21 protein-coding genes are annotated in these 26,186 nt (G+C 67.4%); 14 read left to right on the forward strand and 7 right to left on the reverse strand.

What is annotated here, in order from left to right:
- Positions 1-11: 11 nt before the first annotated feature.
- A complete protein-coding gene (locus tag ACQR2C_RS18395; RefSeq protein WP_434874803.1) occupies positions 12-611 on the reverse strand; it encodes a TetR/AcrR family transcriptional regulator in 600 nt (199 codons plus the stop codon).
- 197 nt (positions 612-808) lie between these two features.
- On the opposite strand from ACQR2C_RS18395, the gene ACQR2C_RS18400 reads away from it, so the two are divergent.
- The 3 genes from ACQR2C_RS18400 to ACQR2C_RS18410 are packed head-to-tail and all read left to right on the forward strand — an operon-like array spanning position 809 to position 4,612.
- The gene (locus tag ACQR2C_RS18400) at positions 809-1,303 is read left to right on the forward strand and encodes a (2Fe-2S)-binding protein (RefSeq protein WP_434874802.1); all 495 of its coding nucleotides are present in this window, start codon (positions 809-811) and stop codon (positions 1,301-1,303) included.
- On the forward strand, positions 1,300-2,358 hold the full coding sequence (locus tag ACQR2C_RS18405) for an FAD binding domain-containing protein (protein ID WP_434881784.1): 1,059 nt from the start codon (positions 1,300-1,302) through the stop codon (positions 2,356-2,358). Before ACQR2C_RS18400 ends, ACQR2C_RS18405 begins: the two co-directional genes overlap by 4 nt.
- Positions 2,348-4,612, forward strand: coding sequence for a xanthine dehydrogenase family protein molybdopterin-binding subunit (locus ACQR2C_RS18410; RefSeq protein ID WP_434881785.1), 2,265 nt, complete (start codon positions 2,348-2,350; stop codon positions 4,610-4,612). The genes ACQR2C_RS18405 and ACQR2C_RS18410 overlap by 11 nt, the downstream gene beginning before the upstream one ends.
- Positions 4,613-4,693: 81 nt before the next feature.
- On the opposite strand, the gene ACQR2C_RS18415 is transcribed toward ACQR2C_RS18410, so the two are convergent.
- Positions 4,694-6,682 carry a methyl-accepting chemotaxis protein gene (locus ACQR2C_RS18415; protein ID WP_434881786.1) on the reverse strand — a complete coding sequence of 663 codons (1,989 nt, stop codon included), beginning with the start codon at positions 6,680-6,682 and terminating at the stop codon, positions 4,694-4,696.
- 295 nt (positions 6,683-6,977) lie between these two features.
- Between ACQR2C_RS18415 and ACQR2C_RS18420 the strand changes: the two genes are divergently transcribed.
- The 7 genes from ACQR2C_RS18420 to ACQR2C_RS18450 all read left to right on the forward strand — a co-directional run bounded on the left by ACQR2C_RS18420 (position 6,978) and on the right by ACQR2C_RS18450 (position 17,948).
- Positions 6,978-7,289, forward strand: a complete 312-nt coding sequence (locus ACQR2C_RS18420; RefSeq protein ID WP_315801510.1) for a hypothetical protein — start codon at positions 6,978-6,980, stop codon at positions 7,287-7,289.
- Positions 7,290-7,508: 219 nt separating this feature from the next.
- Complete coding sequence (locus ACQR2C_RS18425) at positions 7,509-8,243, forward strand: porin family protein (protein ID WP_315801511.1); 735 nt, start codon at positions 7,509-7,511, stop codon at positions 8,241-8,243.
- Between the two features lie 243 nt (positions 8,244-8,486).
- On the forward strand, positions 8,487-10,625 hold the full coding sequence (locus ACQR2C_RS18430; protein WP_434864229.1) for a methyl-accepting chemotaxis protein: 2,139 nt from the start codon (positions 8,487-8,489) through the stop codon (positions 10,623-10,625).
- A gap of 254 nt (positions 10,626-10,879) precedes the next feature.
- On the forward strand, positions 10,880-11,938 hold the full coding sequence (locus ACQR2C_RS18435) for an MBL fold metallo-hydrolase (protein WP_434881787.1): 1,059 nt from the start codon (positions 10,880-10,882) through the stop codon (positions 11,936-11,938).
- A gap of 210 nt (positions 11,939-12,148) precedes the next feature.
- Complete coding sequence (hemA, locus tag ACQR2C_RS18440; protein WP_316218207.1) at positions 12,149-13,378, forward strand: 5-aminolevulinate synthase; 1,230 nt, start codon at positions 12,149-12,151, stop codon at positions 13,376-13,378.
- Positions 13,379-13,879: 501 nt separating this feature from the next.
- The gene (locus ACQR2C_RS18445) at positions 13,880-17,386 is read left to right on the forward strand and encodes a PAS domain-containing hybrid sensor histidine kinase/response regulator (protein ID WP_434881788.1); all 3,507 of its coding nucleotides are present in this window, start codon (positions 13,880-13,882) and stop codon (positions 17,384-17,386) included.
- A 163-nt stretch (positions 17,387-17,549) separates the two neighbouring features.
- On the forward strand, positions 17,550-17,948 hold the full coding sequence (locus ACQR2C_RS18450) for a hypothetical protein (RefSeq protein WP_434881789.1): 399 nt from the start codon (positions 17,550-17,552) through the stop codon (positions 17,946-17,948).
- A 157-nt stretch (positions 17,949-18,105) separates the two neighbouring features.
- Here the strand turns inward: ACQR2C_RS18450 and ACQR2C_RS18455 are convergent, their stop codons facing one another.
- On the reverse strand, positions 18,106-18,690 hold the full coding sequence (locus ACQR2C_RS18455; protein WP_434881790.1) for a c-type cytochrome: 585 nt from the start codon (positions 18,688-18,690) through the stop codon (positions 18,106-18,108).
- A 152-nt stretch (positions 18,691-18,842) separates the two neighbouring features.
- Positions 18,843-19,664 (reverse strand): AraC family transcriptional regulator, encoded by an 822-nt coding sequence (locus ACQR2C_RS18460; RefSeq protein ID WP_434881791.1) that lies wholly within the window; start codon positions 19,662-19,664, stop codon positions 18,843-18,845.
- Between the two features lie 93 nt (positions 19,665-19,757).
- On the opposite strand from ACQR2C_RS18460, the gene ACQR2C_RS18465 reads away from it, so the two are divergent.
- A complete protein-coding gene (locus ACQR2C_RS18465; protein ID WP_434881792.1) occupies positions 19,758-20,309 on the forward strand; it encodes a carboxymuconolactone decarboxylase family protein in 552 nt (183 codons plus the stop codon).
- A 146-nt stretch (positions 20,310-20,455) separates the two neighbouring features.
- Here the strand turns inward: ACQR2C_RS18465 and ACQR2C_RS18470 are convergent, their stop codons facing one another.
- Positions 20,456-21,367, reverse strand: coding sequence for a LysR family transcriptional regulator (locus ACQR2C_RS18470; protein WP_434848176.1), 912 nt, complete (start codon positions 21,365-21,367; stop codon positions 20,456-20,458).
- Between the two features lie 106 nt (positions 21,368-21,473).
- Here ACQR2C_RS18470 and ACQR2C_RS18475 point away from each other — a divergent pair, with 106 nt between their 5' ends.
- From ACQR2C_RS18475 to ACQR2C_RS18485, 3 genes are all read left to right on the forward strand, one after another.
- Positions 21,474-22,445, forward strand: a complete 972-nt coding sequence (locus tag ACQR2C_RS18475; RefSeq protein ID WP_316182209.1) for an alpha/beta fold hydrolase — start codon at positions 21,474-21,476, stop codon at positions 22,443-22,445.
- Positions 22,446-22,471: 26 nt separating this feature from the next.
- Positions 22,472-23,284, forward strand: coding sequence for an alpha/beta fold hydrolase (locus ACQR2C_RS18480; protein ID WP_434881793.1), 813 nt, complete (start codon positions 22,472-22,474; stop codon positions 23,282-23,284).
- Positions 23,285-23,490: 206 nt separating this feature from the next.
- Positions 23,491-23,781, forward strand: a complete 291-nt coding sequence (locus tag ACQR2C_RS18485; protein WP_434881794.1) for a HigA family addiction module antitoxin — start codon at positions 23,491-23,493, stop codon at positions 23,779-23,781.
- Between the two features lie 308 nt (positions 23,782-24,089).
- Here the strand turns inward: ACQR2C_RS18485 and ACQR2C_RS18490 are convergent, their stop codons facing one another.
- Together ACQR2C_RS18490 and ACQR2C_RS18495 are read right to left on the reverse strand one after the other, a co-directional pair.
- Positions 24,090-24,971, reverse strand: a complete 882-nt coding sequence (locus ACQR2C_RS18490; RefSeq protein ID WP_434881795.1) for a slipin family protein — start codon at positions 24,969-24,971, stop codon at positions 24,090-24,092.
- On the reverse strand, positions 24,964-25,350 hold the full coding sequence (locus ACQR2C_RS18495) for a GntR family transcriptional regulator (RefSeq protein WP_434881796.1): 387 nt from the start codon (positions 25,348-25,350) through the stop codon (positions 24,964-24,966). Before ACQR2C_RS18495 ends, ACQR2C_RS18490 begins: the two co-directional genes overlap by 8 nt.
- Between the last annotated feature and the right edge of the window lie 836 nt (positions 25,351-26,186).

Raw genomic sequence — 26,186 nt, forward strand, 5'->3', positions numbered from 1 at the left:
GACATCGTCAACTACGCTTCGCCGACTCTTCCCTTCCCCACCTTCAACCCATCCACGAACACGTCGAGCAGCCGCAGCACGCTCTGCTGCCAGCCGGTCTGGTCGTGCATGTAGCACATACCGATCAGCGCGCGCAGGACGTCGTCGGCGCTGATGTCGCCGCGAATCTCGCCGGCGTCGACGGCGCGGGCGAGCAGCGCGCCGATCGAGCGGGTGAGATGGCCGTGCGAATAGGCGGCGAGCTCGGAGTTCGCGGTCATGACGATCGCGAGCGCGGCCATCATGCCCTTCTTGGTGGCGACGAACTGCACCGTCGAGCGCAGCCAGCGCCGGAGCGCCTCGACCGCCGACGGCTCGCTCTTGAGCTCCTCGGCCAGCTCCGCGAGCTGCTCGACCTCGCGCCGGTACACTGCCTCGAACAGGTCCTCGCGGGTCGGGAAATGACGATACAGCGTGCCGATGCCGACGCCGGCCTGGCGCGCCACCGCTTCCAGGCTCGCCTCGGCGCCGCCGACGCTGAACACCGCCTTGGCCGCCTCCAGCACCCGCTCGCGATTGCGCTGCGCGTCCGCGCGCGGCTTGCGATGGCGGTCTTGTGGTTTCGTCTCCATCTCACCAGCTCTTGATGACGGACCGTTCATGTCCTCTTGCTAAACGGAGGATCCCTCCGTATAAATAGACCTGCCACCCGGGACAGCCAACCTTCCTCAGCTCGTCGTCCCGCGGTCGCTGGATCTGGACGGACCACCGCCCGTAAGGCGGTGCCCGCTGCGATCCGATTAGGCCATCGCTTCGATCGGAACAACGCATGAATTGGACTGTCAGACTCACCGTCAACGGTGAGCCGCGAACCCTTGCGCTCGACGACCCCCGCGTCACGCTGCTGGACCTGCTGCGCGAGCGCCTCCATCTCACCGGCACCAAGAAAGGCTGCGACCGCGGCCAGTGCGGCGCCTGCACCGTCCTGATCGACGGGCGCCGTATCAACGCCTGCCTGACGCTCGCGCTCAGCCTCGACGGCGCCGCCGTCACCACCATCGAGGGGCTCGCCAACGGAGACCAGCTGCACCCGGTGCAGGAGGCCTTCATCGCCCACGACGCCCTGCAATGCGGCTTCTGCACGCCCGGCCAAATCATGAGCGCGGTCGGCCTCATCAACGAAGGCCAGGCCGGCAGCGATCCGGAGCGCGTGCGCGAAGGCATGAGCGGCAATCTGTGCCGCTGCAGCGCCTATGTCGGCATCGTCGAGGCCGTGCTCGACGCCCAGGCGACGCTCACCGAGGACAAGGAGCGCGCGGCATGAACCGGTTCGACTACGTGAAGCCGTCGACGGTCGCGGAGGCGATCGTAGCGGCCAGCGCGCCCGGCGCCGCCTATCTCGCTTCGGGCACCAACCTGCTCGACCTGATGAAGGGCAATGTCATCAGGCCGGCGCGGCTGGTCGACATCTCCCAGATCAAGGAGCTGACGCGCATCGAGACGTCAGGCAATGGCGACGTCCGGATCGGCGCGCTGGTGCGCAATGCGGACCTTGCCCATGACGCAGCCTTCGCGCGCGACTTCCCGGCGGTCGCCGAAGCGCTGCTGTCGGGCGCGTCGGCGCAGCTGCGCAACGCGGCCAGCGTCGGCGGCAATCTGCTGCAGCGGACACGCTGCGCGTATTTCTATGATCCGGCCTCGGCCTGCAACAAGCGCACGCCCGGCGCAGGCTGCGACGCGCGCGGCGGCGACACCCATCAGCACGCCGTGCTCGGCTGGAGCGAGGCCTGCATCGCCACCAATCCCTCGGACTTCTGCGTGCCGCTCGCGGCGCTCGATGCGATCGTCGAGATCGAAGGCGGCTCCGGCCGGCGCGAGGTCGCGCTGGAGGCGCTGCATCTGCTCCCCGGCACCACGCCGGAGCGCGAGAGCGTGCTCGCGCCGGGCGAGATGATTGTCGCGGTCCGGCTGCCCGCGGCGGCGCGCGCGTTCGCCGGGCATGCACGCTATCTGAAGGTGCGCGAGCGCAATTCCTACGCCTTCGCCGTCGTCTCCGCCGCGGCCGGTCTCGTGATCGAGAATGGCACCATCACGCACGCACGTCTGGCGCTCGGCGGCGTCGCCGCCAAGCCGTGGCGCGCCCACCCAGCCGAAGCGGTGCTCGCGGGCCAGCCGGCCACGCCGCACACATTCGAGCACGCTGCCGAGACCGCGCTGCGCGATGCAAAGCCATCCGGTGACAACGCCCACAAGATCCCGCTCGCGCGCAGCCTGATCATGCGCGCGCTGGCCGCCGCAGCCGAGGGCACGCCGTCGCGCGTGCCGGCGCTGCCGGCCTCTCCCTTCTCCGCCGTTCCAGGAGCACTTCATGACGCCTGAGCTCAATCCCTCCCGCGATCCCGCCCATGTCAGACACGGCTCCACCATCGGCCAGCCGCTGTCCCGCGTCGATGGCCGCGCCAAGGTCACCGGCACCGCGCGCTACGCCGCCGACAACAATCCGCCCGGCCTGCTCTATGCTGTGCTCGCGGTCTCCAGCATCGCGCGCGGCCGTGTCGTCGCGCTCGATGTCGAAGCCGCCAAGGCGCATCCCGGCGTCGTCGAGGTGATGACCTCCGCCAACCGGCCGCCGCTGCATGCCGATCCCGACGGCAAGCCGAACCCGTTCGCGTTCCGCTTCGAGGCGCTGCAGAACGACCGTGTGCGCTACGCCAACCAGCCGATCGCGCTGGTCATTGCCGAAAGCCTGGAAGCCGCGACCGAGGGCGCCGCGCTGCTGTCGCCGCGCTACGAGGCCGAGCCGGCCCGCATCGGTCTCGATGCCGCCGACGCCTATGTTCCGCCTGTCGTCGGCATGGGTTTTCCCGCCGAGAGTCATCACGGCGACGTCGAGGCCGCGCTGGCCGGCAGTGACAAGCAGATCACCGCGATCTACGAGACCCCGCCGCATTATCACAACGCGATGGAGCCGCACGCGATCGTCGCCGAGTGGCAGGGCGACAGGCTCATCATCGACACACCGACCCAGGGCCTGGTGATGATGCGCGGCCGCCTGGCCGAGCTGTTCGGCATCGCGCCTGAGAACATCCTGATCCGCAGCCCCTATCTCGGCGGCGGCTTCGGCGGCAAGGGCCTGATGGCCGGCCCGCAGGTGCTCGGCATCCTCGCCGCGAAGATGGTCGGCCGGCCGGTGAAGCTGGTGGCGCGCCGCGAGCAGCTCTACGGCCCGTTCGGCCATCGCTCGCCGACCCGGCAGACGCTGCAGCTCGGCGCCAGCAACACCGGACAATTGTCGGCGATCCGTCACCACGCGAGGATCGCAACCTCGAGCTTCGAGGACTTCTATGAAGCCGCGGCGCATGTGACGCACACGCTGTACGCCGCGCCGGCGATCGCGACGACCTACGACGCGGTACGCATGGACACCGGCACGCCGCTGTTCGTGCGAGCGCCCGGCATCGCGCCGGGATCGATCGCGCTGGAGAGCGCGGTCGACGAGATGGCCGAAGCCTGCGGCCTCGATCCGCTGGCATTTCGCGTCAAGAACTACGCCGAGGTCGAGCCGGCCACCGGCAAGCCGTTCTCGTCGAAAGCGCTGCGCGAGTGCTATACGCAAGGCGCGGAGAAGTTCGGCTGGTGGGATCGGCCGCTGAAGCCGCGGATGATGCGCGACAGAGACGGCTTCCTGGTCGGCTGGGGCATGGGCACCGCGACGTTCCATGCGCTGATGTTTGCAGGCCAGGCCCGCGCGGTGATCCGGCGCGACGGCACCGGCGTGGTCGAGAGCGGCGCGCACGACATGGGCCAGGGCGCCTGGACCGCGTTCGCGCAGGTCGCGGCGGATTCTCTCGCGCTCGAGCTCGATCAGGTGACGTTCAAGGCCGGCACCTCCGACCTGCCGGATGCCGGCATCGCCGGCGGCTCGGCACATACCGCGACCGTCGGCACGGCGATCCACAATGCCGGCGCCGCCGTCATCGCCAGGCTCGCGGAGCTCGCGACCTCCGATCAGCATTCGCCGCTGTTCGGCGCCGGCAATGCCGGCGTGATCGCGCGCAACGGCCGGCTGCTCCGGCGCGACGACGAGGGCCGCGGCGAGAGCTATGCCGACATCCTCGCACGCGCCGGCCTCGACGAGGTCGAGGGCTCCGGCAGCGGCATGCCCGACCCTGCCGCCAACGAGCAATATGCGATGCATTCACATGGCGCGGTCTTCGCGGAGGTGAAGGTCGATCCCGATCTCGGCCAGGTCCGGGTGACTCGCATGGTCGGCGCATTCGCGGCAGGGCGGATCATCAACCCGAAGCTGGTGAAGAGCCAGCTCGTCGGCGGCATGATCTGGGGCATCTCGCTGGCGCTGCACGAGGAGGCGGTCACCGACCGCCGCACCGGCCGCATCATGAACGCCAATCTCGGCGAGTATCACGTGCCGGTGAGCGCCGACGTGCCGGCGATCGAGGCGTTCACGGTCGAGGAGCACGATCCGTTCGTCAATCCGCTCGGCATCAAGGGCGTCGGCGAGATCGGCATCACCGGCTCGGCCGGCGCAGTCGCCAATGCGGTGGCGCATGCGACCGGCATCCGCATCAGGCGGTTTCCGGTGCGGATCAGCGATCTGGTCTCGCGTCAATGACGTGAGCGCGGCAACGAAACCCGTTCGAAGCAATGCCTCCGTTCTCCTGACCGAGAGCGGAGGCCAGCGACCTCGCTTCGTTTACGCCGCCTGCCGCGCAAAGGTCCGCCTGAACCACGCCAGGAACGCCTCGCGGTTCTGGCCGGCGTCGAACTCGACATGCAGCGCGTCCTTGTCGCGGGCGCGGACCCGATAGGGCACGCGGCCATCGAAGCCGCTGAACTCCATGACGCCGCGATCGCCGATGCCCGGCTCGGGGTCGAACCGGAACCAGGCGCCGCCCTCGGAAATATCCACCAGATCGGCTTTCACCACGCCCTTGCGATCGTCGACGACCTTGATCGGCAGGGTCGACTTCATCCGCGGCGACTGCCGGCGGTCGGCTTCGGCGGTCGCGGTCCTCACAGCCTTCACCAGCGTGGCGCGGAGCGAGGTCAGGCCCGTCGCCACCGAGCCGATGGCGCTGCGCACCTCGGCGGCCCGATCGTTGACCATGCCGGCATCCCTGCCGACATTGCCGATCTTGGACGACACGTCGCGCGCCGCGCTGGCCGATGACTGGACCGAGCGGCTGATCTCCTGGGTCGCCGCGTGTTGCTCCTCCATCGCCGCAGCGATCGAGGCCGCGACCTCGTCGATCTCGGAAATCTGGCTGCCGATGCCTTCGACGACGTCGACGGTGGCCTGCGTGGTGGTTTGTACCTCGCCGATCAGGCGCGAGATCTCCTCGGTCGATTTGGCGGTCTGATCCGACAGCGACTTGACCTCGGCCGCAACCACGGCAAAGCCGCGGCCGGCATCGCCGGCGCGCGCGGCCTCGATGGTGGCATTGAGCGCCAAGAGGTTGGTCTGCTCGGCAATGCCGCCGATCAGGTTGGAGACCTCGGCGATCTTGTCCACGGCCGTCGACAAGGAGAGCATCGTGTTCTTGGCCTTCTCACGCCCGGTCACCGCCGATTTGGTGATCGTGCTGGCGCGCGCCACCTGGCTCGAGATCTCGCGGATCGCCGAGCTCAGTTGCTCGGCTGCCGACGAGACCGTCTGGGCATTGGAGAGCGACTGCTCCGAGGCGGCGGCCACCGATTGCGCATCGGTCGACAGCTCCTCGGCCAGTTTCGAGAGGCCTGCGGCCACGGCCTCGACCTGGCGCGATGCGCCGGCCGCGGCTTCGACGGACGTCTCGGTCTCGCGCTCGATCACGTCGGCCATGTCGAGCATGGCGCGCTTCTTGTGCTCCTCGGCGGCCGAGCGATCGCGCTCCTGCCTGTCGCGCAGGCTCGCGTTCTCGAGCGCGTTGGTCTTGAAGATGCTCAGCGCGCCCGCCATCGCGCCGATCTCGTCGCCGCGTTCGGAATAGGAGATATCGGCCGACAGATCGCCCTCGGCGATCCGCCGCATCAGGCCGGTCATGCGCGACAGAGGACGGACGACGCCGAGCACCAGACCCGACATGCCGGCGACGACCAGGGCCAGAACGATGCCTGATACGCTCCACACGATGATGGAGATGCTGCGGTCCTGGGTCGCCGCCGTCGCCTCCATGTCCGAATTGAACTTGTTCGCCTTGTCGACCAGCGTGTCGATCACCGCGCGGTGGGCGGCGTAGGCGTCGGCCAGCCGGGCATAGGCGGCATCGGCCTTCGCCATGTCGCCGGAGCGCAGCGCCGGGATCAACTCGGCTTCCAGGGCCTGCCAGAATTTCCGGACCTCGCCGTCCGATCGTTCGACCAGCAGCGATTTCAGATCAGGCTGCAGCGCCGAGCCGGTCCAGAACGTCTTGCGATCCTCATAGTCCTTCTTCAGTTGCGCCAGCTTCGTGACATGCGTGTCGAGATCCTTCGGCGTCCGGAGTGCGAGGGTCGCCTCGAGATAGGCCTCGAGCACATATTCAGGCGGCGGCAGGATGTCGGCCACCAGATCATTGCCGAGCTTGATCTTGTCGTAGAGCGGCCCGCCGACCTTGAGCTCGCGCAGCGCATAGGCGCTGGTCAGCACGACCGCACCGAAGCCGAGTGCGAGCAGGAGGCCGAAAGCCGCAATGAACGTGGAAATGGAGAGACGCATCTTCATGGCGGCGGCACATTTCGCTGGAGCGTGGACTGCACCCGCCGTCGTCCCGCCGGAGCCCTCTCCGTTCGCTTGCATGGAGATGGTCGGTCCGGAACGACCGGCATCGAGTCGTTAATTTGATCAGCGTGCACAACCTTTTCTCAGGGAAGGTAAATTTCCGCCCCCGTAGAAATGCGGTGCAGCCCGTTCGGCCGGGGATGCAGGCGCTCCTCCCACTCTGACCTGGCGCAAGGCGGCGGGAGGTGGATCTGCGAACATTCAAGCGTCGTTGCTGCAGGAGCCACCAGGAGCCACCATGTCGAAACCCATCCCGGACAAGGCCGAGATCGCGCTCGAATATCCCGACAAGTTCTATGCCGGCACGTTCGAGCATTCCTCGCGGTTCGAAGCCCATCTCGAATCATCCGGCCTGGCATTGACCCTGGAGCGGCCCGGCCCCGAGGACGTCCGAAAATCGATCCGCATGCATCTGCACTTTGGACTGCTCGCCGGGATTCTTCGCGAGCTCGCCGCCGGCATCGCTTCGATGCCCAAGGACGACATCGTTCATCGCGAGCAGCTGCGCGACGCAGTCGCGGATCTGCATCGAGCCCTTAACGCGCCTTAACCGGTTGTGCCGCGACGGCACAGCAAGGCGCGGCGTTAACTCCCGGTTCAGCCTTCGTTAGTGCATTGCTAACTACGCCAGAACCTTTGCCCGGAGAAAGTCGGGTTGGAAGCCGGTGTGCTGCGCGAGTGACAGCATTTTACTCAAAAGCGATCTATCTCCGATCCATCGACGGCGCGCGACGCGCGAGCCTTGTTAGTTGAGTATCGGAGACCCGCCATGAAGAAGATCCTGTTCGCAACCGTTGCAGTCGCCGCGCTGGCTTCGGCCCAGTCCGCTTTCGCCGCCGATCTCGGCGCCCGGACCTACCCCTACGCCACCAAGGCGCCGCCGGCCTACGCCGCTCCGATCTACAACTGGACCGGCTTCTATCTCGGCGCCCATCTCGGCGGCGCGTTCTCCAGCGACAACAACTTCTCCGGCCTCGCCACCGGCAACAACTCCAACGGCCGCTTCCTGGGCGGCGTGCAGGTCGGTGCCGACTGGCAGTTCGCCCCGACCTGGGTGATCGGCGCGGAAGGCCAGTACAGCTGGCTGAGCGGAAGCGTCGGAGCAGCATTCCCGGGCGGCTACGCCTACACCAACAGCCAGCGCGGCCTCGGCTCGATCACCGGCCGCTTCGGCTACACCTGGGGTCCGGGCCTGCTCTACGTGAAGGGCGGCTATGCCTATTCCGACAACAACGAGAAGGTGACGTTCGCCGGAACGCCGGTCGGCTTCGCGACCAGCGGCGACCACCGCAACGGCTGGACCGTCGGCGCCGGCCTCGAATACATGTTCGCGCCCAACTGGTCGGCCAAGGCCGAGTATCAGTACTACAATTTCGGCAGCGCCACCTTCACGGCGCCCGCCGCGCTGGTCCCGACCGGCAGCTTCACCACCGACGACCACACCTTCAAGGCTGGCGTGAACTACCGCTTCAACTGGGGCGCTCCGCTCGCGGCCCGCTACTGATCCGCAGGCGTCAAATAACAACAAACGACGGGAAGGCCGGCAGCGATGCCGGCCTTTTCTGTCATAGGTTATCGAAAGCGCGGCCGAACAATCCCTTCCATCCCGTTAAATGCCGCGCGGTGAAATGCGAAAATCCGCGAAAATTCGGCACGCCCTGAGTAGTTTCCCTGATTTGTTAACCGCCGGCCCCGATACTGCCTGCAAGCAACAGCTACAAATAGTGCATATTGGGGGACACCAGAGATGGCGATTCGGTTCAGCTTCAGCAGGATGCTCGGGGCGCTGCGACCCAAATGGGGCGTCCGCGGCAGCCTGTTCGCAGCCTTCGCGGTGATCGCCGGCATGGCGATCGCGATCAGCGTCGCTGCGGGACTGATGCTGCGCCACGTCGGCGGCGCCATGGTCGAGCTCTCGGGCCGCGACATTCCGCGCCTGACCTCGAGCCTGCAACTGCTGGCGCAGAGCTCCAGCTTGGCGAGCCTCGGCCCGGCGCTGCTGCAGTCCCAGAGCGAGGACGCGCTCAACGATCGCCTGAAGAGGATGCAGGAGATCCAGAAGACCACGCAGGAGCGGCTGAGCGAGATCAGCGCGCTCGGCGCCGCGAAAAGCGTGGTGGCGCCGCTCGCCGAGACCATCAAGAACATCAACGAGGCCAATCAGAGCCTGGTGTCGGCGGCGCGCGAGCGGCTCGACGTCGCAGCCCTTCACAACAAGCAGTATGACGCCCTGCGCAAGGCGCAGGCGGACTTCACCGCCGCCGCCAACGAGCCGATGCTGGATGCGCAGACGCAGCTCAACGCCGTGCTCGGCGCGGCCGAGGTGTCGGCGGACGACGCGACGGCCGCCGCCCGCTTCGTCGAGCAGCTCGGCAACGTGATCGCATCCGGCAACCTGCTGGTGGCGCAGATGGCCGCCGCGCTCTCGGCCAACGACAGCGACACGCTGGAGACGATCGAGCGGCAGTTCAAGGAGGCGCTGGCGCAGCTCAAATCCAATCTCGAACTGCTGCCGACCGGCCGCAGCACCAAGGCGATCCACGACGCCGCGCTGAAGCTCGCCGCGCTCGGCGAGGGCAAGACCCGCGTGTTCAAGACCCGCGAGAAGGAGCTCGACGCCAACGACTACGGCCAGACCGTGCTGGAGGAGACGCGCAAGCTGAATGTCGGCCTCGACATCAGCGTGCAGCAGCTCGTCGAAGGCGTTCGCAAGTCGACCGAAGGTGCCACCTCCACGGCGGGCCGCGACATCGAGCTGGCGACGCTCGGCATGGTCGGCGCCGGCGCAGCCACGCTGCTCGGCTCGGTGCTGTTCGTCTGGCTCTATGTCGGCGGCAACATCCTGCGCCGCATCAAGCGGCTGCAGCAGGCGATGCAGACGCTGTCGAGCGGCGATCTCGACACCGAGATCGCGGCCTCGAAGCAGCGCGACGAGATCGGCGCGATGGTCGACACCCTGCAGGTGTTCCGCGAAAACATGGTCCGTGCCCGCACCCTGGCCGCCGAGCAGGACCGCGAGAATGCCGCCAAGGCCGAGCGCGCCGCGCGCATGGAGGCCCAGATCGCCACGTTCGAGGCGACGGTGCGCAGCGCCCTCGGCACGCTGCAGAACTCCGCCACGGCCATGCAGGCGACCGCACAGAGCATGTCGCAGACCGCCGACCAGTCCAACTCGCTGGTCAATGCGGTCGCGGCGGCTGCCGAGGAGACTTCGGTCAACGTCCAGACCGTGTCGGCCGGCACCGAGCAATTGTCGTCGTCGATCGCGGAGATCAGCCGCCAGGTCGTGACCTCGGCCCAGATCGCCAAGAAGGCGGTCGAGGAAGCCGGCGCCACCGACTCGACGATGCAGGGGCTCGCCGACAATGCGAGCCGCGTCAGCGTCGTCGTCGACCTGATCCAGGCGATCGCCTCGCAGACCAACCTGCTCGCGCTCAACGCCACCATCGAGGCGGCGCGCGCCGGCGAGGCCGGGCGCGGCTTCGCGGTGGTCGCGCAGGAGGTGAAGAGCCTGGCGAGCCAGACCGCCAAGGCCACCGACGAGATCCGTTCGCAGATCGCGAGCATGCAGCAGGTCGCCTCGTCGGCCGTGTCGGCGATCCGCAACATCGGCGGGACCATCGCCGAGATTGACAACGTCACCACCGCGATCGCCGCCGCCGTGGAGCAGCAGGGCACCGCGACGCATGAGATCGCCCGCAACATCCAGCAGGCGGCCTCCGGCACCACCGAGGTCTCCAACAACATCACCGGCGTCTCCAGCGCCTCGGCCCAGGCCGGCACCTCCGCCAACGAGGTGCTCAGCGCCTCGGCGGCGCTGCGCCGCGAGGCGGAGACGCTGCGCGCCGAGGTCGACGCGTTCCTGACCAACATCAGGGCGGCGTAGTTGCGATCCGGGCCTCACCCTTCGAGACGCCGGCCTGCGGCCGGCTCCTCAGGGTAAGGAGGTGCAGTTCGCTTTGTGGCCAACCGGGCGTGGGATCGAAGCGCCGACCCTCAACCCTCATGGTGAGGAGGCGCGCAGCGCCGTCTCGAACCATGAGGCCCGGCCTGCCGCGTCCCGGAATGCCGTCCAGCCATGCCGCTTCCATCGCGTTTTTCGGCTGGCGCTCGCCCGCGGCGGCCGTTAATCGATGAGGCATGACCAAGACAGACACCGTTCCCTCCTCCGCCGAAGCCCTGCGCTATCCCTGGGAGCAGCATCCCGGTGAGGACCAGGTCGTCGAGGTCGCGCCCGGCGTGCTGTGGCTGCGCCTGAAGCTGCCGTTCCGCCTCAACCATGTGAACATCTATCTGCTCGCCGACGGCGATGGTTGGGTCGCGGTGGACTCCGGCTTCGGCAACGAGGAGTCGATCGGCGCCTGGACGCGGCTGCTCGATGGCCCGCTGAAGCACGTGAAGATCACCCGGCTGATCGTGACGCATTCTCATCCCGACCATGTCGGGCTCGCCGGCTGGATCGTCGAGCGCTTCGCCTGCCCGCTGGTGATGTCGCAGGTCGAGTACCTGCAGTCGGTCTATCACCAGAACCGCGGCACCGAGGAGCGCCGCAATGCGCAGCGGCTGTTCTTCCGCCGCCACGGCATGGACGAAACGTTGACCGACAAGCTGCTCGGCCGCGGCCAGGAATATCTGCAGCGAGTCTCGGTGCTGCCGGCCTCCTACCGCCGCATCTCCCATGGCGACGAGATCCAGATCGGCAGCCGGCGCTTCAAGGTCATCACCGGCGGCGGTCACGCGCTCGACCAGGTCATGCTGTACTGCGCCGCCGACAAGCTGTTCCTGTCCGCCGACCAGGTGCTGAGCAAGATCTCGCCGAATGTCAGCGTCTGGGCGGTCGAGCCGGACCAGAACTCGCTCGGCGAGTATCTGGCGTCGCTGGCGAGCCTCACCACCACCCTGCCCTATGACGTGCTGGTGCTGCCCGGCCACGGCGTGCCGTTCTACGGGCTGAAGACGCGCATCAAGCAGCTCGCCGACCACCATGAGGAGCGCTGCTGGATGATCGCGGACGCCTGCCGCGACGAGCCGAAAACCTCGGCGCAGCTCGTGCCGGTCGTGTTCCACAAGCACGTGCTCGACCCGCACCAGATGGGCTTCGCCGCCGGCGAGCTGATCGCCCATGTCAACTACATGCTGGTCGAGGGCCGCCTGACCGCCCGCGACGTCGACGGCGTGCTGCATTATCGCACCACCTGAGGCTGCGGGGCCGCAACGCCGCCGCGTCGCCGCAATCCCGGCGCCGTTCGGCCGGGATCAGCTCCCCCTTGGACAAAATCGCCCAATTCCCGCCGCGGGATTCCGGCTCGACAGCCGCTCTGGAAACGCTCTAAGAAGACCTCACGCCACGCATGCCGCGAGGTTTTCGCTTCAGATGCTGCACTGCAGCGCGCCAGTTCGGGTTTCGTGATGGACTACAGCCAGTACTTCAGTGCCGCCCTCGGTCGCCTGCATGATGAGCGTCGCTACCGTGTCTTCGCCGATCTCGAACGCATCGCCGGCCGGTTCCCGCATGCGACCTGGCACTCGCCGAGCGGACCGCGCAATGTCGTGATCTGGTGCTCCAACGACTATCTCGGCATGGGCCAGCACCCCAGGGTGGTCGGCGCGATGGTCGAGACCGCGACCCGCGTCGGCACCGGCGCCGGCGGCACCCGCAACATCGCCGGAACTCATCATCCCCTGGTGCAGCTGGAAGCCGAGCTCGCCGACCTCCATGGCAAGGAAGCGGCGCTGCTGTTCACGTCAGGCTATGTCTCCAACCAGACCGGCATCGCCACGCTCGCCAAGCTGATCCCGGATTGCCTGATCCTGTCGGACGCGCTGAACCACAATTCGATGATCGAGGGCGTGCGCCAGTCCGGCTGCGAGCGCCAGATCTGGCGCCACAACGATCTCGCCCATCTCGAGCAGCTGCTGATCGCCGCGGGCCCGAACCGGCCGAAGCTGATCGCCTGCGAGAGCCTGTATTCGATGGACGGCGACGTCGCACCGCTGGCTGAGATCTGCGATCTCGCCGAGCGCTACAACGCGATGACCTATGTCGACGAGGTGCATGCGGTCGGCATGTACGGCCCGCGCGGCGGCGGCATCGCCGAGCGCGACGGCGTCATGCACCGCATCGACATCCTCGAAGGCACGCTGGCCAAGGCGTTCGGCTGCCTCGGCGGCTACATCGCCGCCAAGGGCGAGATCATCGATGCCGTGCGCTCCTACGCGCCGGGCTTCATCTTCACGACCGCGCTGCCGCCGCCGATCTGCTCGGCCGCGACGGCTGCGATCAAGCACCTGAAATCGTCGAGCTGGGAGCGTGAACGCCACCAGGACCGCGCCGCGCGGGTGAAGGCGGTCCTCCACGCCGCCGGCCTGCCGGTGATGACCAACGACACCCACATCGTGCCGCTGTTCGTCGGCGATCCCGAGAAGTGCAAGCAGGCCTCCGATCTGCTGCTGGAAGAGCACGGCATCTACATCCAGCCGATCAACTACCCCACGGTCGCCAAGGGCACCGAGCGCCTGCGCATCACGCCCTCGCCCTACCACGACGACGGCCTGATCGACCGCCTGGCCGAGGCCCTGCTCCAGGTCTGGGAACGCCTGGGCCTGGCGCTGCACGAGAAGCCGCTGGCGGCGGAGTGAGTTCGTAGCCCGGGTGAGCGCAGCGACACCCGGGTTCAACTCGACCGCACATGAGACCTCGGATATCGCTGCGCTCATCCGGGCTACGGCACTTCCGCTGGTCTGGCAAAGCTACCGCCCAGCACTCCGCTGCGCTCCCCTCCCCCTTGCGGGGAGGGGTCGGGGGTGGGGGTCCACGAGTCCCGCTGCCGGTGAGGAGCTGGGCTCGCGAGCTCACAACTGTAGCCTTCGAGTAGCGCGACGCGCGCGTCCCACTGAGTTAAGCGCCCGGAGACCCCCACCCCCAACCCCTCCCCGCAAGGGGGAGGGGAGCAGACCGGCCCCGCTGCGACGACATCGGCTCTCATGGGCAGGACGCGCCGCAATAGCCAACGCGCCGCCGTCCTTAACGACGCCGCTTCATTCCCGCGTCCCCTGCCACATCCCTATCGCCCCGCCCCCCGCAAAGCGCTAAGTTTGCTGCTCGTCCAGAGGGATCGATCGAGGAGTTGGCGTCAACGCATGCTGCACGACTGGGGCGTGATCCTGGCCGCGTTCGGCTACATCGGGTTCCTGTTCCTGGTCGCCAGCCGCGGCAACCGGGCCGGTGAACGGCGGCCGTCACCGCTGGCCGGGCTGATCTACCCGCTGTCGCTCGCCATCTACTGCACGTCCTGGACCTTCTTCGGCTCGGTCGGCTTCGCCTCGCGCAACAGCGTCGACTTCCTCGCGATCTATCTCGGGCCGATCCTGATGGTCGGCGCCTGCACGCCGCTGCTGCGCCGAGTCATCCGCCTTGCCAAGTCGCAGAACATCACCTCGGTCGCCGACCTGATCGGCGCCCGCTACGGCAAGAGCCAGGCGGTGGCGGCGACCGTGGCGCTGATCGCGATCATCGGCTCGGTGCCCTACATCGCGCTGCAGCTCAAGGCGGTGGCATCGTCGCTCGAGACCATCATGGTCGACGACCGCGCCTTCGCCCATATCCCGATCGTCGGCGACATGGCGCTGATGGTGACCTTGGCGATGGCGATCTTCGCGGTGCTGTTCGGCACCCGCCAGACCGACGCCACCGAGCACCAGCACGGCCTGATGCTGGCGGTCGCGACCGAATCGATCATCAAGCTGGTCGCCTTCATCGCCGCCGGCGCCTTCGTCACCTTCGTTATGTTCTCGCCGGTCGAGCTGATCGAGCGTGCGATGAAATCGCCGGAGGCCGAGCGCGCGCTGGAATACGTGCCGGGCATCGGCAGCTTCCTGACCATGACGCTGCTGTCGTTCTGCGCCGCGATGCTGCTGCCGCGCCAGTTCCATGTCAGTGTGGTCGAGAACGCCGACGATGCCGAGGTGTCGCGCGCGCGCTGGCTGTTTCCGCTCTATCTCGTCGCGATCAATCTGTTCGTGATCCCGATCGCCCTCGCCGGCCTCATCACCTTCCCGTTCGGCGCCGTCGACAGCGACATGTATGTGCTGGCGCTGCCGATCGAGGCCAATTCGCAATGGCTGTCGGTGCTGGTCTTCGTCGGCGGATTGTCGGCGGCGACCGCGATGGTGATCGTCGAATGCGTGGCGCTGTCGATCATGGTCTGCAACGACATCGTCGTGCCGCTGGTGCTGCAGCGCCAGGAGCAGCGCGAGATCGGCCGCGACTTCGCGGGCTTCCTGCTCGGCACCCGCCGGATCGCGATCTTCGCCATCATGGTGATGGCCTATTTCTACTACCGCGCGCTCGGCAACACCCAGCTCGCCGCGATCGGCCTGCTGTCGTTCGCCGCCATCGCGCAGCTCGCGCCGAGCTTCTTCGGCGGCCTGTTCTGGCGGCGCGCGACCGCGCGCGGCGCGATGGGCGGCATGCTGGTCGGCTTCGCCGTCTGGCTCTACACGCTGTTCATCCCGAGCTTCCTCGACACCTCGACCGCGGGCATCCTGTTTCTTCAGCACGGCCCGTTCGGGCTCGAGGCGCTCAGGCCGCAGGCGCTGCTCGGCACCGACCTGCCGCCGCTGCTGCATGGCGTGCTGTGGAGCCTGTCGCTCAATCTGCTGACCTACATCGTGCTGTCGCTGGCGCGGCAGCCGTCGTCGATCGAGCTGTTGCAGGCCGACATCTTCGTGCCGGCCGAGCTGACGCCGAGCGCGCCGAGCTTCCGCCGCTGGCGCTCGACCGTGACGGTGCAGGACATCCAGAGCACGGTCGGCCAATATCTCGGTCCCGACCGCGCCCGCGCCTCGTTCGAGGCGTTCGCCGCCCAGCGCAACCTGCCGCTCGATCCGGCCGCGCCGGCCGATTTCGAGCTGCTGCGCCATGCCGAGCACCTGATCGCCTCCTCGATCGGCGCCGCGTCGTCGCGCCTGGTGATGTCGCTGCTGTTGCGCAAGCGCACGGTGTCGGCCAAGGCCGCCCTCAAGCTGCTCGACGATTCCCATGCCGCGCTGCATTTCAACCGCGAGATCCTGCAGACCGCGCTGAACCATGTGCGCCAGGGCATCGCGGTGTTCGACGCCGATCTGCAATTGATCTGCTCCAACGGCCAGTTCGTCGACCTGCTCGGGCTGCCGCCGGATCTGGTGCAGATCGGCAGCCCGCTGAAGGAAATCCTCGAATTCATGGGCACGATCGGCGCGCCCACCTATGAGGACGGCGAGGCGCTGCTGGCGCGCCGGCTCGCCGCCTACACCACCGAGGGCGAGCCCTATCTGGAACGCCTCGCCGACCGCCACATGGTGATCGAGGTCCGCACCAACCGCATGCCGGGTGGCGGCCTCGTCATCACCTTCACCGACGTCACGCCCTCGTTCGAGGCCGCCGAGGCACTGGAGCGCGCCAATGCGACGCTGGAAAAACGCGTCCGCGACCGCACCGAGGAGCTGACGCGTCTGAACTCGGAGCTGGCGCTGGCCAAGAGCGCCGCCGAGGACGCCAACATCTCCAAGACGCGCTTCCTTGCGGCGGCCAGCCACGACATCCTGCAGCCGCTGAACGCGGCGCGGCTCTACGTGACCAGCCTCGTCGAGCGGCAGACGGCCGGCGAGGATTCGCGCCTGGTCGAGAACATCGACGACTCGCTGGAAGCGATCGAGGAGATCCTCGGCGCGCTGCTCGACATCTCCCGGCTCGATGCCGGCGCGATGACGCCCTCGGTGTCGAGCTTCAAGATGGCCGATTTGATGCGCTCGCTGGAGATCGAGTTCGCGCCCGCCGCGCGCGCCAAGGGTCTGGAGCTGGTGTTCGTGCCGTCGTCGCTGCCGGTCGAGTCCGACCGCCTGCTGCTGCGCCGGCTGCTGCAGAACTTCATCTCCAACGCCATCAAGTACACGCCCAAGGGCCGCGTGCTGGTCGGCTGCCGCCGCCACGGCCAGTCGCTGCAGATCGGCGTCTACGACACCGGCGTCGGCATTCCCCCGGTCAAGCGCGGCGAGATCTTCAAGGAATTTCACCGTCTCGAGCAGGGCGCGCGGATCGCGCGCGGCCTCGGCCTGGGGCTGTCGATCGTCGAGCGCATCGCGCGCGTGCTCAATCACGGCATCGCGCTGGACTCGCGGCCCGGCCGCGGCTCGGTGTTCTCGGTCACGGTGCCGATTGCGAAAGCGATCAACCACACCGCCGCCGTCACCAGCGCGACGCCGCTGGCGACGACGCCGATTGCCGGCGCGCTGATCGTCTGCATCGAGAACGATCCGGCGATCCTCGACGGCATGAAGACCCTGCTGACGGCGTGGGACGCCGAGGTGATCGCCGTGCCTGATCCGGAGTCCGCGATGGAGGCGATCGCGGCGCGCGATGGCGCCGTCACCGGCCTGCTCGTCGACTACCATCTCGACCGCGGCAACGGCATCGCCGCCATCCGCGACATCCGCCGCCGCTTCAACGAGGCACTGCCCGCGATCCTGATCACCGCCGACCGCAGCCCCCACGTCCGCGCCGCTGCCCGCGACGACAACGTCGCCGTGCTCAACAAGCCGCTGAAGCCGGCCTCGCTGCGGGCGTTGTTGGGACAGTGGCGGATCCAGCAGATGGTGGCGGCGGAGTAGCTCTCTCGGAGCATCCCGCGGCTCTGCCGGAACCAGCAACGATGTCGCTCGTCCCCCAGACCTAACCGGCCGAGAAGATGGTTCAGGAACAGGGCGGCGTCATTCGGGTTGGCCCTCGAGCGCCGAACAGCGGCGCGTGATTCCTCATGACGGGAGAAAATCGATGGACAGAACGACAGCTGCACTGCTCGGCGTTGCGGCCGCGGCGGCGACCATCGGTAGCGCACAAGCGACCGCGTCTTTCAATCCGGAGTCGGCTACCGTCCTGCAAGCCTCGTCCTATGCCGAACTGCTTGCACCCATCCCGAATGCGCTCGAGACACTGCAGGCCATCGATGCCGCGCGCGCCCCGGATGCAACGCAGGCTCCGGCGGCCCCCCTGCAGCTGGCGGAAACCGTCGTCATCCGCGACGGGCGACACCACCGCCGCCGCTATCATCATCATCACCACCACCATCACCACAACACCGTCATCGGCATTCCCGGTGTCGGCGGCGTGACCATCGGGAGGGGGCATCATCATCATCACCACCACCACCATCACCATGATCGCTATCGCTGATCAGGGCTGCGGACGAGGCGACCATCGCGGAGAGCCTTCGCCTGTGCGCCTCGTCTGACTGCTTTGCGAGCAGCGCAGCTCGGTCGCGTCGATCTGAGCATGGTCGAAACGCACCCGGCGAACGGCGCTGCTGCCGAAGTTTCATCGGCGCGACGTTTCATCGGCGCTCGGTCTCACGTTCTTCCGCCGGCATGGAACCGGGCGCCGCAACGGCGGCCTCTCCGGCTCTGCTTTCGCCATCCACCGACCACTGCTTGAACTGGTTCGCGTCGACCTGCTTCATGTGTTTGACGAACGCGACGGCACGCCAGATCTCGTCATCATCGGCATGGCTGCGGAACGCCGGCATGCCGGTCATCCTGATCCCGTTCTTCACCACCCAGTAGATGTAGCCCGGAGAATCATCGGCGGTGACGTCACCGAGATCCGGCGGCCTGGGCTCCATGCCTTGCGCGAACTTGTCGGGCTTGCGGCCGGGCGCGCCATGACAGCGGGCGCAGCCTTCTTCGGCGAATTCGTGCGCCCCGGCCGCGACCGTCTTGGAATCGTCGAACCAGGCGGGTGTCGCCGGAGCCTCGACGTGCTGGTTCAGCGACGCTTCGCGCACATTGGCGACGGCCCACGCCACCACGGAGTTGCCGCCGCCTGCCGCCGCAACGTCATAGAACCCGCCGAAGAAATAGATTGCGCCGGCAGTCGCCAGGCAGATGGCCAACACGCCGATTGCAGCCAGAGTTCGCATGAGTCACCGCCATGAATGGTGGTTGGCCGACAGCCACGACCTCCAAGGCATGACCAGAACGAGACGGGGTTTGTTCCTAAAATCGGCCCCGACCGTGATCCGGCCCGTTTGCGCCTTGCAAAGCGCCCGCGGGCCAGCCGTCCGCGCGGCGTTCAACCGTTCCCGTCGACTTTGCCGACAAGCTCGCGCGGCGAACGCCCCGACACGCGGCTGAACACGCGCGAGAACGCCGCAGCGCTGTCGTAGCCGACCTGGGCGGCGACGCTCTTGACCGGCTTGCCCTTGGCGAGCAGCTGGCGCGCCAGCGCCATGCGCCAAGCCGTCAGATAGTCGATCGGCGTGCGGCCGACGCGCGTCCGGAACAGATCGGCGAAGCGCGTGCGTGACATGCCGGCGAGATCGGCCAGACCCTCGAGACTCCACGGCCGGCCCGGCGCATCATGGATCGCGGTCAGCGCCTTCGCCAGACGCGGGTCGGCGAGCCCGGCAAGCACGCCGCTCTCGACCGCACCGTGGGCCACGACGTCGCGGACGATCAGGATCAGCAGATAGTCGAACAGCCGGTCGAGCGCTGCCTGCCGGCCGCCGCCGTCGGCAAAGCCTTCGGCGACCAGCAGGCTGCAGACCGGCGCCAGCGTCGGATGCCCGGCGAGCGGCAGCACCACGAGCTCGGGCAGTCCCTCACCGATCGGATTGCCCTCGGCGCCGCCGAGCTCGACGGTCGCGCAAACGAGATCGGCACCACGCTCGGGATCGACGACGAAGCGATGCGTCCGTCCGCGCGGAAAGAACATCAGGGTCGGCTCGTGCAGTTTCAAGTCGTCTGCGCCCGGCTGGGTCAGGGTCAGCACGCCGGCCTTGAACAGGTGCAGATGGCCCTCCGGTCCGAATTCCACGGTGTTGCAAAGGTTGCCGGAGAAGAAGGTCCGAGCCCGCGGCGTGACATGGGCAAACAGCGCGGCAAAAGGGTCCATGGGACGATCTGCAATGTTTCTGGCACCTAAAGCCACACATAGTCCGGCATGGAGGGGGCGTGCAAGCCCGCACCTCACACCAAGGATGTTCCCATGCCCCGCATTGCTCCCGTCGACACCGTCAGCGCCGATGCCGGCGTCGTCGCCACACTGTCCGCCGTGAAGGCCAAGATCGGCATGACACCGAACCTGTTCTCGACGCTCGCGCAGTCGGGCGCCGCGCTGAACGGCTACATCGCCTTCTCCGATGCACTCGCCAAGGGCGCGCTCACCGCGAGGCAACGCGAGATCGTCGCGCTTGCGGTCGCCCAGGCCAATGGCTGCGAATATTGTCTCTCGGCCCATTCGCTGATGGGCAAGGGCGCAGGCCTCAGCCCGGACGGCCTCCGCAAGGCTCGCGAAGGCACCGCTGATGACGCCATCGACGCAGCCGTCGCCCGCCTCGCGCGCCGCGTCGTCGACACCAAGGGACAGGTCGCCGACGCCGACCTCGCCACAGCGCGCGCGGCGGGTCTCAACGACGGCCGGCTGATCGAGATCATCGCGAACGTCGCGATCAACGTGCTGACGAACTACGTCAACAACGCCGCGCACACCGACATCGACTTCCCGAAGGTCGCGCTCACCCTGCAGACGGCCGGGTAAGGAAGCCTCCCAGACGATCCATGCCGTCGCGCACTGCATCTGACAGCGTCTGTTGACGGAGCATCCTCGAACATGGCGCGGCGGCCGGGCGCAAACCCCGGCCGCTGTCGCTTGCGAGGGTCGCAGAACATCCTTTGAGGCAAGAACTAAGGTTCTCCCCTCGCGCCCATCCGCTCCACGAGATAGTCCACGAACACGCGCACGCGCGCGGGCATGTTGGGACCGCCGACGAACACGGCGTGGAAGACTTCCCTGTCGCCGGGATTGAACGCCTCGAGCAGCGGCACCAGCCGTCCCTCTGCGATCGCGTTGCCGAGGCTGAAATCGCCGACGCGGGCGATGCCGACGCCGTCCAGCGCGAGCTCGGTCAACGTGTCGCCGCTGTTGGCTTCGACGGCGCCGCGCAGCTTCAGCGCATAGTCGACGCCGTCGCGGCGGAACGGCCACACCGGCTCGGCGCGGCGGAAGCTGAAGTTCAGGCAGTTGTGGTTGGTGAGGTCTTCCGGCGTCTGCGGCACGCCCCAGCGCGCCAGATAGTCCGGCGAGGCGACGATGGTGCGGCCATTGGCGCCGAGGCGCCGCGCGGTGAGCGCGCTGTCGGCCAGCGGACCGCCGCGAATCGCCACGTCCGCCTGCCCCGCCGCCACGTCGACGAGCCCGTCGCTCAGATTGATGTCGACCAGGATGTTCGGATAGCGCCGCACGAACTCGCCGAGCAACGGCACGATGCAGATGCGGCCGTGCGACAGCGCGGCGCTGACCCGGATGCGCCCGCGCGGCGCGCCCTGATCCGCGATCGCCTGCTCGGCCTCGTCGAGATCGGCGAGGATGCGGCGGGCGGCCGCGAGATAGACCAGGCCCTCAGCGGTCAGCGTGAGCACGCGCGTGGACCGCAGCAGCAGCCGCGCGCCGAGCCGCGCCTCGATGCGGTCGAGCGTGCGGCTGACGGCCGACGGCGTCAGCCCGAGGCCCCGGCCCGCGGCCGAGAAGCTGCCGCTGTCGGCGACCGCGCAGAACACCTCGAGATCCCGGGCGCGGTCCGCGCTGGCCAGTACCATCTTTGCGTCCAGATCAAAAATCCTTGGCGTCACTACCCTCTAATACCGCGATTGGGGTTCGTCTAGCTTTGCGTGCATCAACACGATGCAACCTACGGAGACCGTCATGACCCTGCCCCGCCTGCTGCAACGAACCGCCCTCGCCGCCAGCGCGCTCACGATGCTGACCAGCGCCGCCCTCGCCGACGCGACCGAGGCGCCCGGCAATTTCCCGAAGAGCTTCCGCACCCAGGAGATCCCGACCAACGGCACCACGCTCCACGTCCGCGTCGGCGGCACAGGACCCGCGGTGGTGCTGCTGCACGGCTATGGCGACACCGGCGACATGTGGGTGCCGCTCGCCGCCAAGCTCGCCGAGAACCACACCGTCATCGTGCCCGATTTGCGCGGCCTCGGCCTCTCCGCCCGCGCCGACAAGGGTTTCGAGAAGGCCAACCAGGCCGAGGACATCACCGGCGTCATGGACGCGCTGGGCGCGCGCACCGCCGAGGTCGTGGCGCACGACATCGGCAATATGGTCGCCTATGCGCTGGCAGCGCGGCATTCCGACCGCGTTACCAAGCTGGTGCTGATGGATGCGCCGGTGCCGGGCATCGGCCCGTGGGAGGAGATCCTCAAGAACCCGCTGCTGTGGCACTTCCGCTTCGGCGGCCCCGACATGGAGCGCCTGGTCGAGGGCCGCGAGCGCATCTATCTCGACCGCTTCTGGAACGAGTTCTCCGCCAACCCTGCGCATTTCCCGGAGGCCGCGCGCGTCCACTACGCGGAGCTCTATGCCGGCCCCGGGCGGATGCATGCCGGCTTCAGCCAGTTCGCCGCCTTCGATCAGGACGCCATCGACAACCGCGCCTGGCTCGCGGCGCATGGCAAGCTGACGATGCCGGTGCTGGCGATCGGCGGCGCGGCGTCCTTCGGCCCGACCATGGCGGTGGTGGCACGGGCCGGCGCGAACAACGTGCAGGAGCAGGTCATCGAAGGCTCCGGCCATTGGCTGATGGAAGAGCAGCCCACCGCGACGGTCGCTGCGATCGACGCCTTCCTCAACGGGCAGCCGGCCGCCACGCCGTCGTCGCGCTGATCCAACGCATCAGAAGGGCGCCAATCATGTCGACCCCCACACTTGATGATGCGATCGTCGCAGCCAACGCATCGCAACGGCCTGCGGTCATCTTCATCCACGGCCTGTGGCTGAAGCCCAGCTCGTGGGATCGGTGGGTCGAGATGTTCGCCGCCGCGGGCTATGCCGCGCTGGCGCCCGGCTGGCCGGCGGAGGTGGGCGGTGCCGCCGCCCCCGAGACCATTGGCGAAGTGGCGGCCCACTTCGCCGCGATCGCAGGCAGGCTCGACAAGCGGCCGGCCCTGATCGGCCATTCCTTCGGCGGCCTGATCGCACAGATCCTCGCCGGCCGCGGACTGTCGGCTGCGACCGTCGCGATCGATCCGGCGCCGTTCCGCGGCGTGCTGCCGCTGCCGATCTCGGCGCTGCGTTCGGCCTGGCCGGTGCTGCAGAACCCGGCCAATGCCGGCCGCAATGTCAGTCTCACGCCCGGCCAATTCCGCTACGCCTTCGCCAACGCGGTGCCCGAGACCGAGAGCGACGACCTGTACGAGGCCTATCAGGCGCCGGCCCCCGGCCGCCCGATCTTCCAGGCCGCGGCCGCCAACCTTAATCCTTGGACCGAGGCCCGCGTCGACAGCGCGGCCGCGAACCGCGGACCGCTGCTGATCATCTCCGGCGAACAGGACCACACCGTGCCGCCTTCCGTCGCCCGCGCGGCCTATGAGCTGCAGAAGCGCAACCCGCAAACCGTCACCGAGTTCGCCCAGCTTCCACAACGCGGCCACTCGCTGACGATCGACAACGGCTGGCGCGAGGTGGCGGAGACTGCGTTGGAGTTTGTGAGGCGGTTTATCTAGACGAGCGCTTCCTGAACCGGCGGTCAGGCGGAGCTCTCGCGGCGCCCCCAGCGTCATGCTCCGCGAAGGCGGAGCATCCAGTACTCCGCGGCAGACGACATTCAACCGAGACGTCACGGCGTACTGGATCGTCCGCCTTCGTGGACGATGACAGCGGGGGTCTGCATTAACGCGACCAGGATAATTGGTCGTCTAAGAGCACCGCCATGGCAAGGACTCCCATTCATCCGGGCGTTCATCTCGCCGAAGAACTCGACGAACTCGGCATGTCAGCCGCAGAGCTGTCGCGTCAGCTCGACGTGCCCGTCAATCGGATCACCGCGATCATCAACGGCCAGCGAGGGATCACGGCGGATACGGCCCTGCGACTCGGCCACTGGTTCGGCAGCAGCCCCGAATTCTGGCTCAACCTGCAGAAGATCTACGAACTTCGGCTTGCGCAGCAGGAGGTGGGCGAAGTTGTGAAGAAGTTGCCGACACGCGCACGGGCCGGTTAGCCGTCGTACATCCGGGTCGATCAGCAGCGGGCTTCACAGCGCTATCTCGCCATCGACCGCAACTTCTCGAGCCTCTTACGAACCTCAGCCCCGTCTCGATTAAGCGGAGGCCCGGCAGAGCCGGCCAGGAACGTGATGAAGAGATCGCGATCCCGTAGGGAGACGATGCAGTCAGATCCAGCCAGCAGCGGAAGCGTGCAGCTCCCATATCCAATGGTGCGCTTCTGACTTTCCGTCTTCCGGCGGCTTTCCCTTGATCACCTCAATCGTTTGGACCGACGCTTGGATGATCTGCTTTTAGCCCCCTTTTAGCGCGCCGCGGCGACAACCCCCATGGCGCTGATCGGGTTCATGCTGTCGACCATCGTTGTTGGAATCAGGATCGTCGCCCCCCGCTCCTTGGTGGTCTCATAGATGATGTTCATCGCGCGCAGTTGCAGCGCCGCCGGGCTGCGGGCGTAGGTCTCAGCCGCCTCGACGAACTTTTGCGCGACCTCCTGCTCGGCCTGGCCTAGCAGGACGCGCGCCAGCCGCTCGCGCTCGGCCTGAGCCTGGCGGCTCATCGCATCCTGCAGCGCGGGCGGTACGCCGATGTCGCGAATTTCAACTGACAGAACCGCCACGCCCCAATCCGCCGTCTTGCGGCCGATCTCCTCGCGCAGCAGCTGGTCGCCCTGCTTGCGTTCGGACAGCAGGGTCGAGAGCAGTGACGAGCCGACCATCTCGCGCAGCGAGGTCTGCGCGACGCGGGTAATCGCCTGCTGGTAGTCGATGATCTCCAAGGCGACACGCTCGGGATCATGGATCTGCCAGAACACCACGGCGTCGATGTTCACCGGCACGGTGTCCTTGCTCAAGGCCTGCTCGGCATTGATCTCGGTGGTTTGGATCCGCTGGTCGAGCCACACAGCGACCTGATCGACGAAAGGTACGATAACAAACAGGCCGGGACCGCGAACGCCCACAAGGCGCCCCAGCCGGAGCACGATGGCCCGCTCCCACTGATCGGCGATCATGACGGCCTGCGGGATGAGAAATGCGACGACGAGGAGCGCCCCAGCAGCCGCATACGCGACGGACGAACCGGAGTCGCGCCCGAACACGGCGATCACCCCCGCAAGCGCCAGCGTAAGAACGGCGAGCACGATCGCGGGTTGGTTCGTGCCTTTCGTTGAGAGATATCTAGTCATTCGACGTCTCCTGCTTGACGAGCGCAATCATTCGTTCCGCCAACGCGATGGGATCGACACCGGCGGCGGCCGCCGTCGCGAGCATCTGCTTGGCAAGGCTGTCGACCTGCTGGGCCAACGCACGCGCCGACGGCGGCCGCGGCGGCTGGGCCACGAAGCTTCCTCGTCCGCGGACGAGCGTGATCGCACCGATCCGCTCAAGCTCGTCATACGCGTGCCGAACCGTGTTGAGATCGACCTTCAAGGCAACCGCCATCTCGCGCATCGTCGGCATCCGGTCACCCGGGCGCAGTACGCCCGCGCCCAAGCTTCGCAGAATTTGGTCGCGAAGCTGGACGTAGATCGGAATCCCGGAGCTCTCGAGGCGGAGCGACTTCATCAAGTCTGTATGCATTACATAGTATAATATACTTTACATACACCGCGTCAATCGCCGTTTCGAGGCTCAGCTCCCCGCGTGTGTTCGTGCCATCCGCTAAGCCGGACCGTGGGAGCGCCTGTCCTCAGCACGAGCGCGTTCAAGGGTCGGCATCAAAATTCGAAATTCCAGCATATTACATATTTCTTTTTCCCAGAAATCATGATACATGTTGCGCCATCCCGTGCCCGCCATGAGGGGCGCTTCGCGATCGTCACGAACGTGGGGCGCGGGATGCGGTGGGCGCGTCGGGTCGCAGCGGGCTTAGGTCTCGCGGACGAACGATCCGGTGCGCACGGTCAAGCCGTGTGGTCCTGGCATCCCGGTGCTGATGCCAAGTCCGTGACGACGATGTTGCGGATGACGGGGGCAAGAACGCCGGTCCCCGGGGAGAGCTCGGAGCAGCCGTCAAAACCATCGCGCAGGGAGGGCCGGGCGTGTTCGGCCAGACCTGTGGTGACTGCCGCCTGCTTTTTTTCTGCAGGCGGGCCACGGGCGCGGCCGGCGCCCGGCCTTCCCTGCGCCCTCTGCTTTCGAGAGGGCGAAAGATCAGCAAAGCTCGGACGCCGATGGCGCCGCGAGGCTGAGAAGGTGTGTCGCGAAAGGAGATCCGAAGTTGAACGCAGTCGTTCAGTGCGTGACCACGGATGGTCCGACACGATCGGCCGACGCTGCGCACCGAGCCGGAGCGCAATCGTACAATCCTCATTGTCGTCATGGCCGGGCTTGTCCCACGGCTGTCCGGTTCAGCTTCCGCATATTGCGAGGCTCAACTGTTGTGGGTTTTTGGCAAGTTG

It is taken from the genome of Bradyrhizobium sp. HKCCYLRH3061, from assembly GCF_051168015.1.
Lineage (GTDB): Bacteria > Pseudomonadota > Alphaproteobacteria > Rhizobiales > Xanthobacteraceae > Bradyrhizobium.

Excerpts from the sequence above, each read along its gene's own strand:
- ACQR2C_RS18410 (WP_434881785.1), top strand. The coding sequence starts at position 2,348 with ATGACGCCTGAGCTCAATCCCTCCCGCGATCCCGCCCATGTCAGACAC.
- ACQR2C_RS18465 (WP_434881792.1), top strand. The coding sequence starts at position 19,758 with ATGCCCCGCATTGCTCCCGTCGACACCGTCAGCGCCGATGCCGGCGTC.
- ACQR2C_RS18455 (WP_434881790.1), bottom strand. The coding sequence starts at position 18,690 with ATGCGAACTCTGGCTGCAATCGGCGTGTTGGCCATCTGCCTGGCGACT.
- ACQR2C_RS18495 (WP_434881796.1), bottom strand. The coding sequence starts at position 25,350 with ATGAAGTCGCTCCGCCTCGAGAGCTCCGGGATTCCGATCTACGTCCAG.
- ACQR2C_RS18405 (WP_434881784.1), top strand. The coding sequence starts at position 1,300 with ATGAACCGGTTCGACTACGTGAAGCCGTCGACGGTCGCGGAGGCGATC.
- ACQR2C_RS18445 (WP_434881788.1), top strand. The coding sequence starts at position 13,880 with ATGCTGCACGACTGGGGCGTGATCCTGGCCGCGTTCGGCTACATCGGG.
- ACQR2C_RS18485 (WP_434881794.1), top strand. The coding sequence starts at position 23,491 with ATGGCAAGGACTCCCATTCATCCGGGCGTTCATCTCGCCGAAGAACTC.
- ACQR2C_RS18395 (WP_434874803.1), bottom strand. The coding sequence starts at position 611 with ATGGAGACGAAACCACAAGACCGCCATCGCAAGCCGCGCGCGGACGCG.
- ACQR2C_RS18415 (WP_434881786.1), bottom strand. The coding sequence starts at position 6,682 with ATGAAGATGCGTCTCTCCATTTCCACGTTCATTGCGGCTTTCGGCCTC.
- ACQR2C_RS18435 (WP_434881787.1), top strand. The coding sequence starts at position 10,880 with ATGACCAAGACAGACACCGTTCCCTCCTCCGCCGAAGCCCTGCGCTAT.
- ACQR2C_RS18475 (WP_316182209.1), top strand. The coding sequence starts at position 21,474 with ATGACCCTGCCCCGCCTGCTGCAACGAACCGCCCTCGCCGCCAGCGCG.
- ACQR2C_RS18460 (WP_434881791.1), bottom strand. The coding sequence starts at position 19,664 with ATGGACCCTTTTGCCGCGCTGTTTGCCCATGTCACGCCGCGGGCTCGG.
- ACQR2C_RS18430 (WP_434864229.1), top strand. The coding sequence starts at position 8,487 with ATGGCGATTCGGTTCAGCTTCAGCAGGATGCTCGGGGCGCTGCGACCC.
- ACQR2C_RS18420 (WP_315801510.1), top strand. The coding sequence starts at position 6,978 with ATGTCGAAACCCATCCCGGACAAGGCCGAGATCGCGCTCGAATATCCC.
- ACQR2C_RS18490 (WP_434881795.1), bottom strand. The coding sequence starts at position 24,971 with ATGACTAGATATCTCTCAACGAAAGGCACGAACCAACCCGCGATCGTG.
- ACQR2C_RS18400 (WP_434874802.1), top strand. The coding sequence starts at position 809 with ATGAATTGGACTGTCAGACTCACCGTCAACGGTGAGCCGCGAACCCTT.
- hemA (WP_316218207.1), top strand. The coding sequence starts at position 12,149 with ATGGACTACAGCCAGTACTTCAGTGCCGCCCTCGGTCGCCTGCATGAT.
- ACQR2C_RS18425 (WP_315801511.1), top strand. The coding sequence starts at position 7,509 with ATGAAGAAGATCCTGTTCGCAACCGTTGCAGTCGCCGCGCTGGCTTCG.
- ACQR2C_RS18480 (WP_434881793.1), top strand. The coding sequence starts at position 22,472 with ATGTCGACCCCCACACTTGATGATGCGATCGTCGCAGCCAACGCATCG.
- ACQR2C_RS18470 (WP_434848176.1), bottom strand. The coding sequence starts at position 21,367 with ATGGTACTGGCCAGCGCGGACCGCGCCCGGGATCTCGAGGTGTTCTGC.
- ACQR2C_RS18450 (WP_434881789.1), top strand. The coding sequence starts at position 17,550 with ATGGACAGAACGACAGCTGCACTGCTCGGCGTTGCGGCCGCGGCGGCG.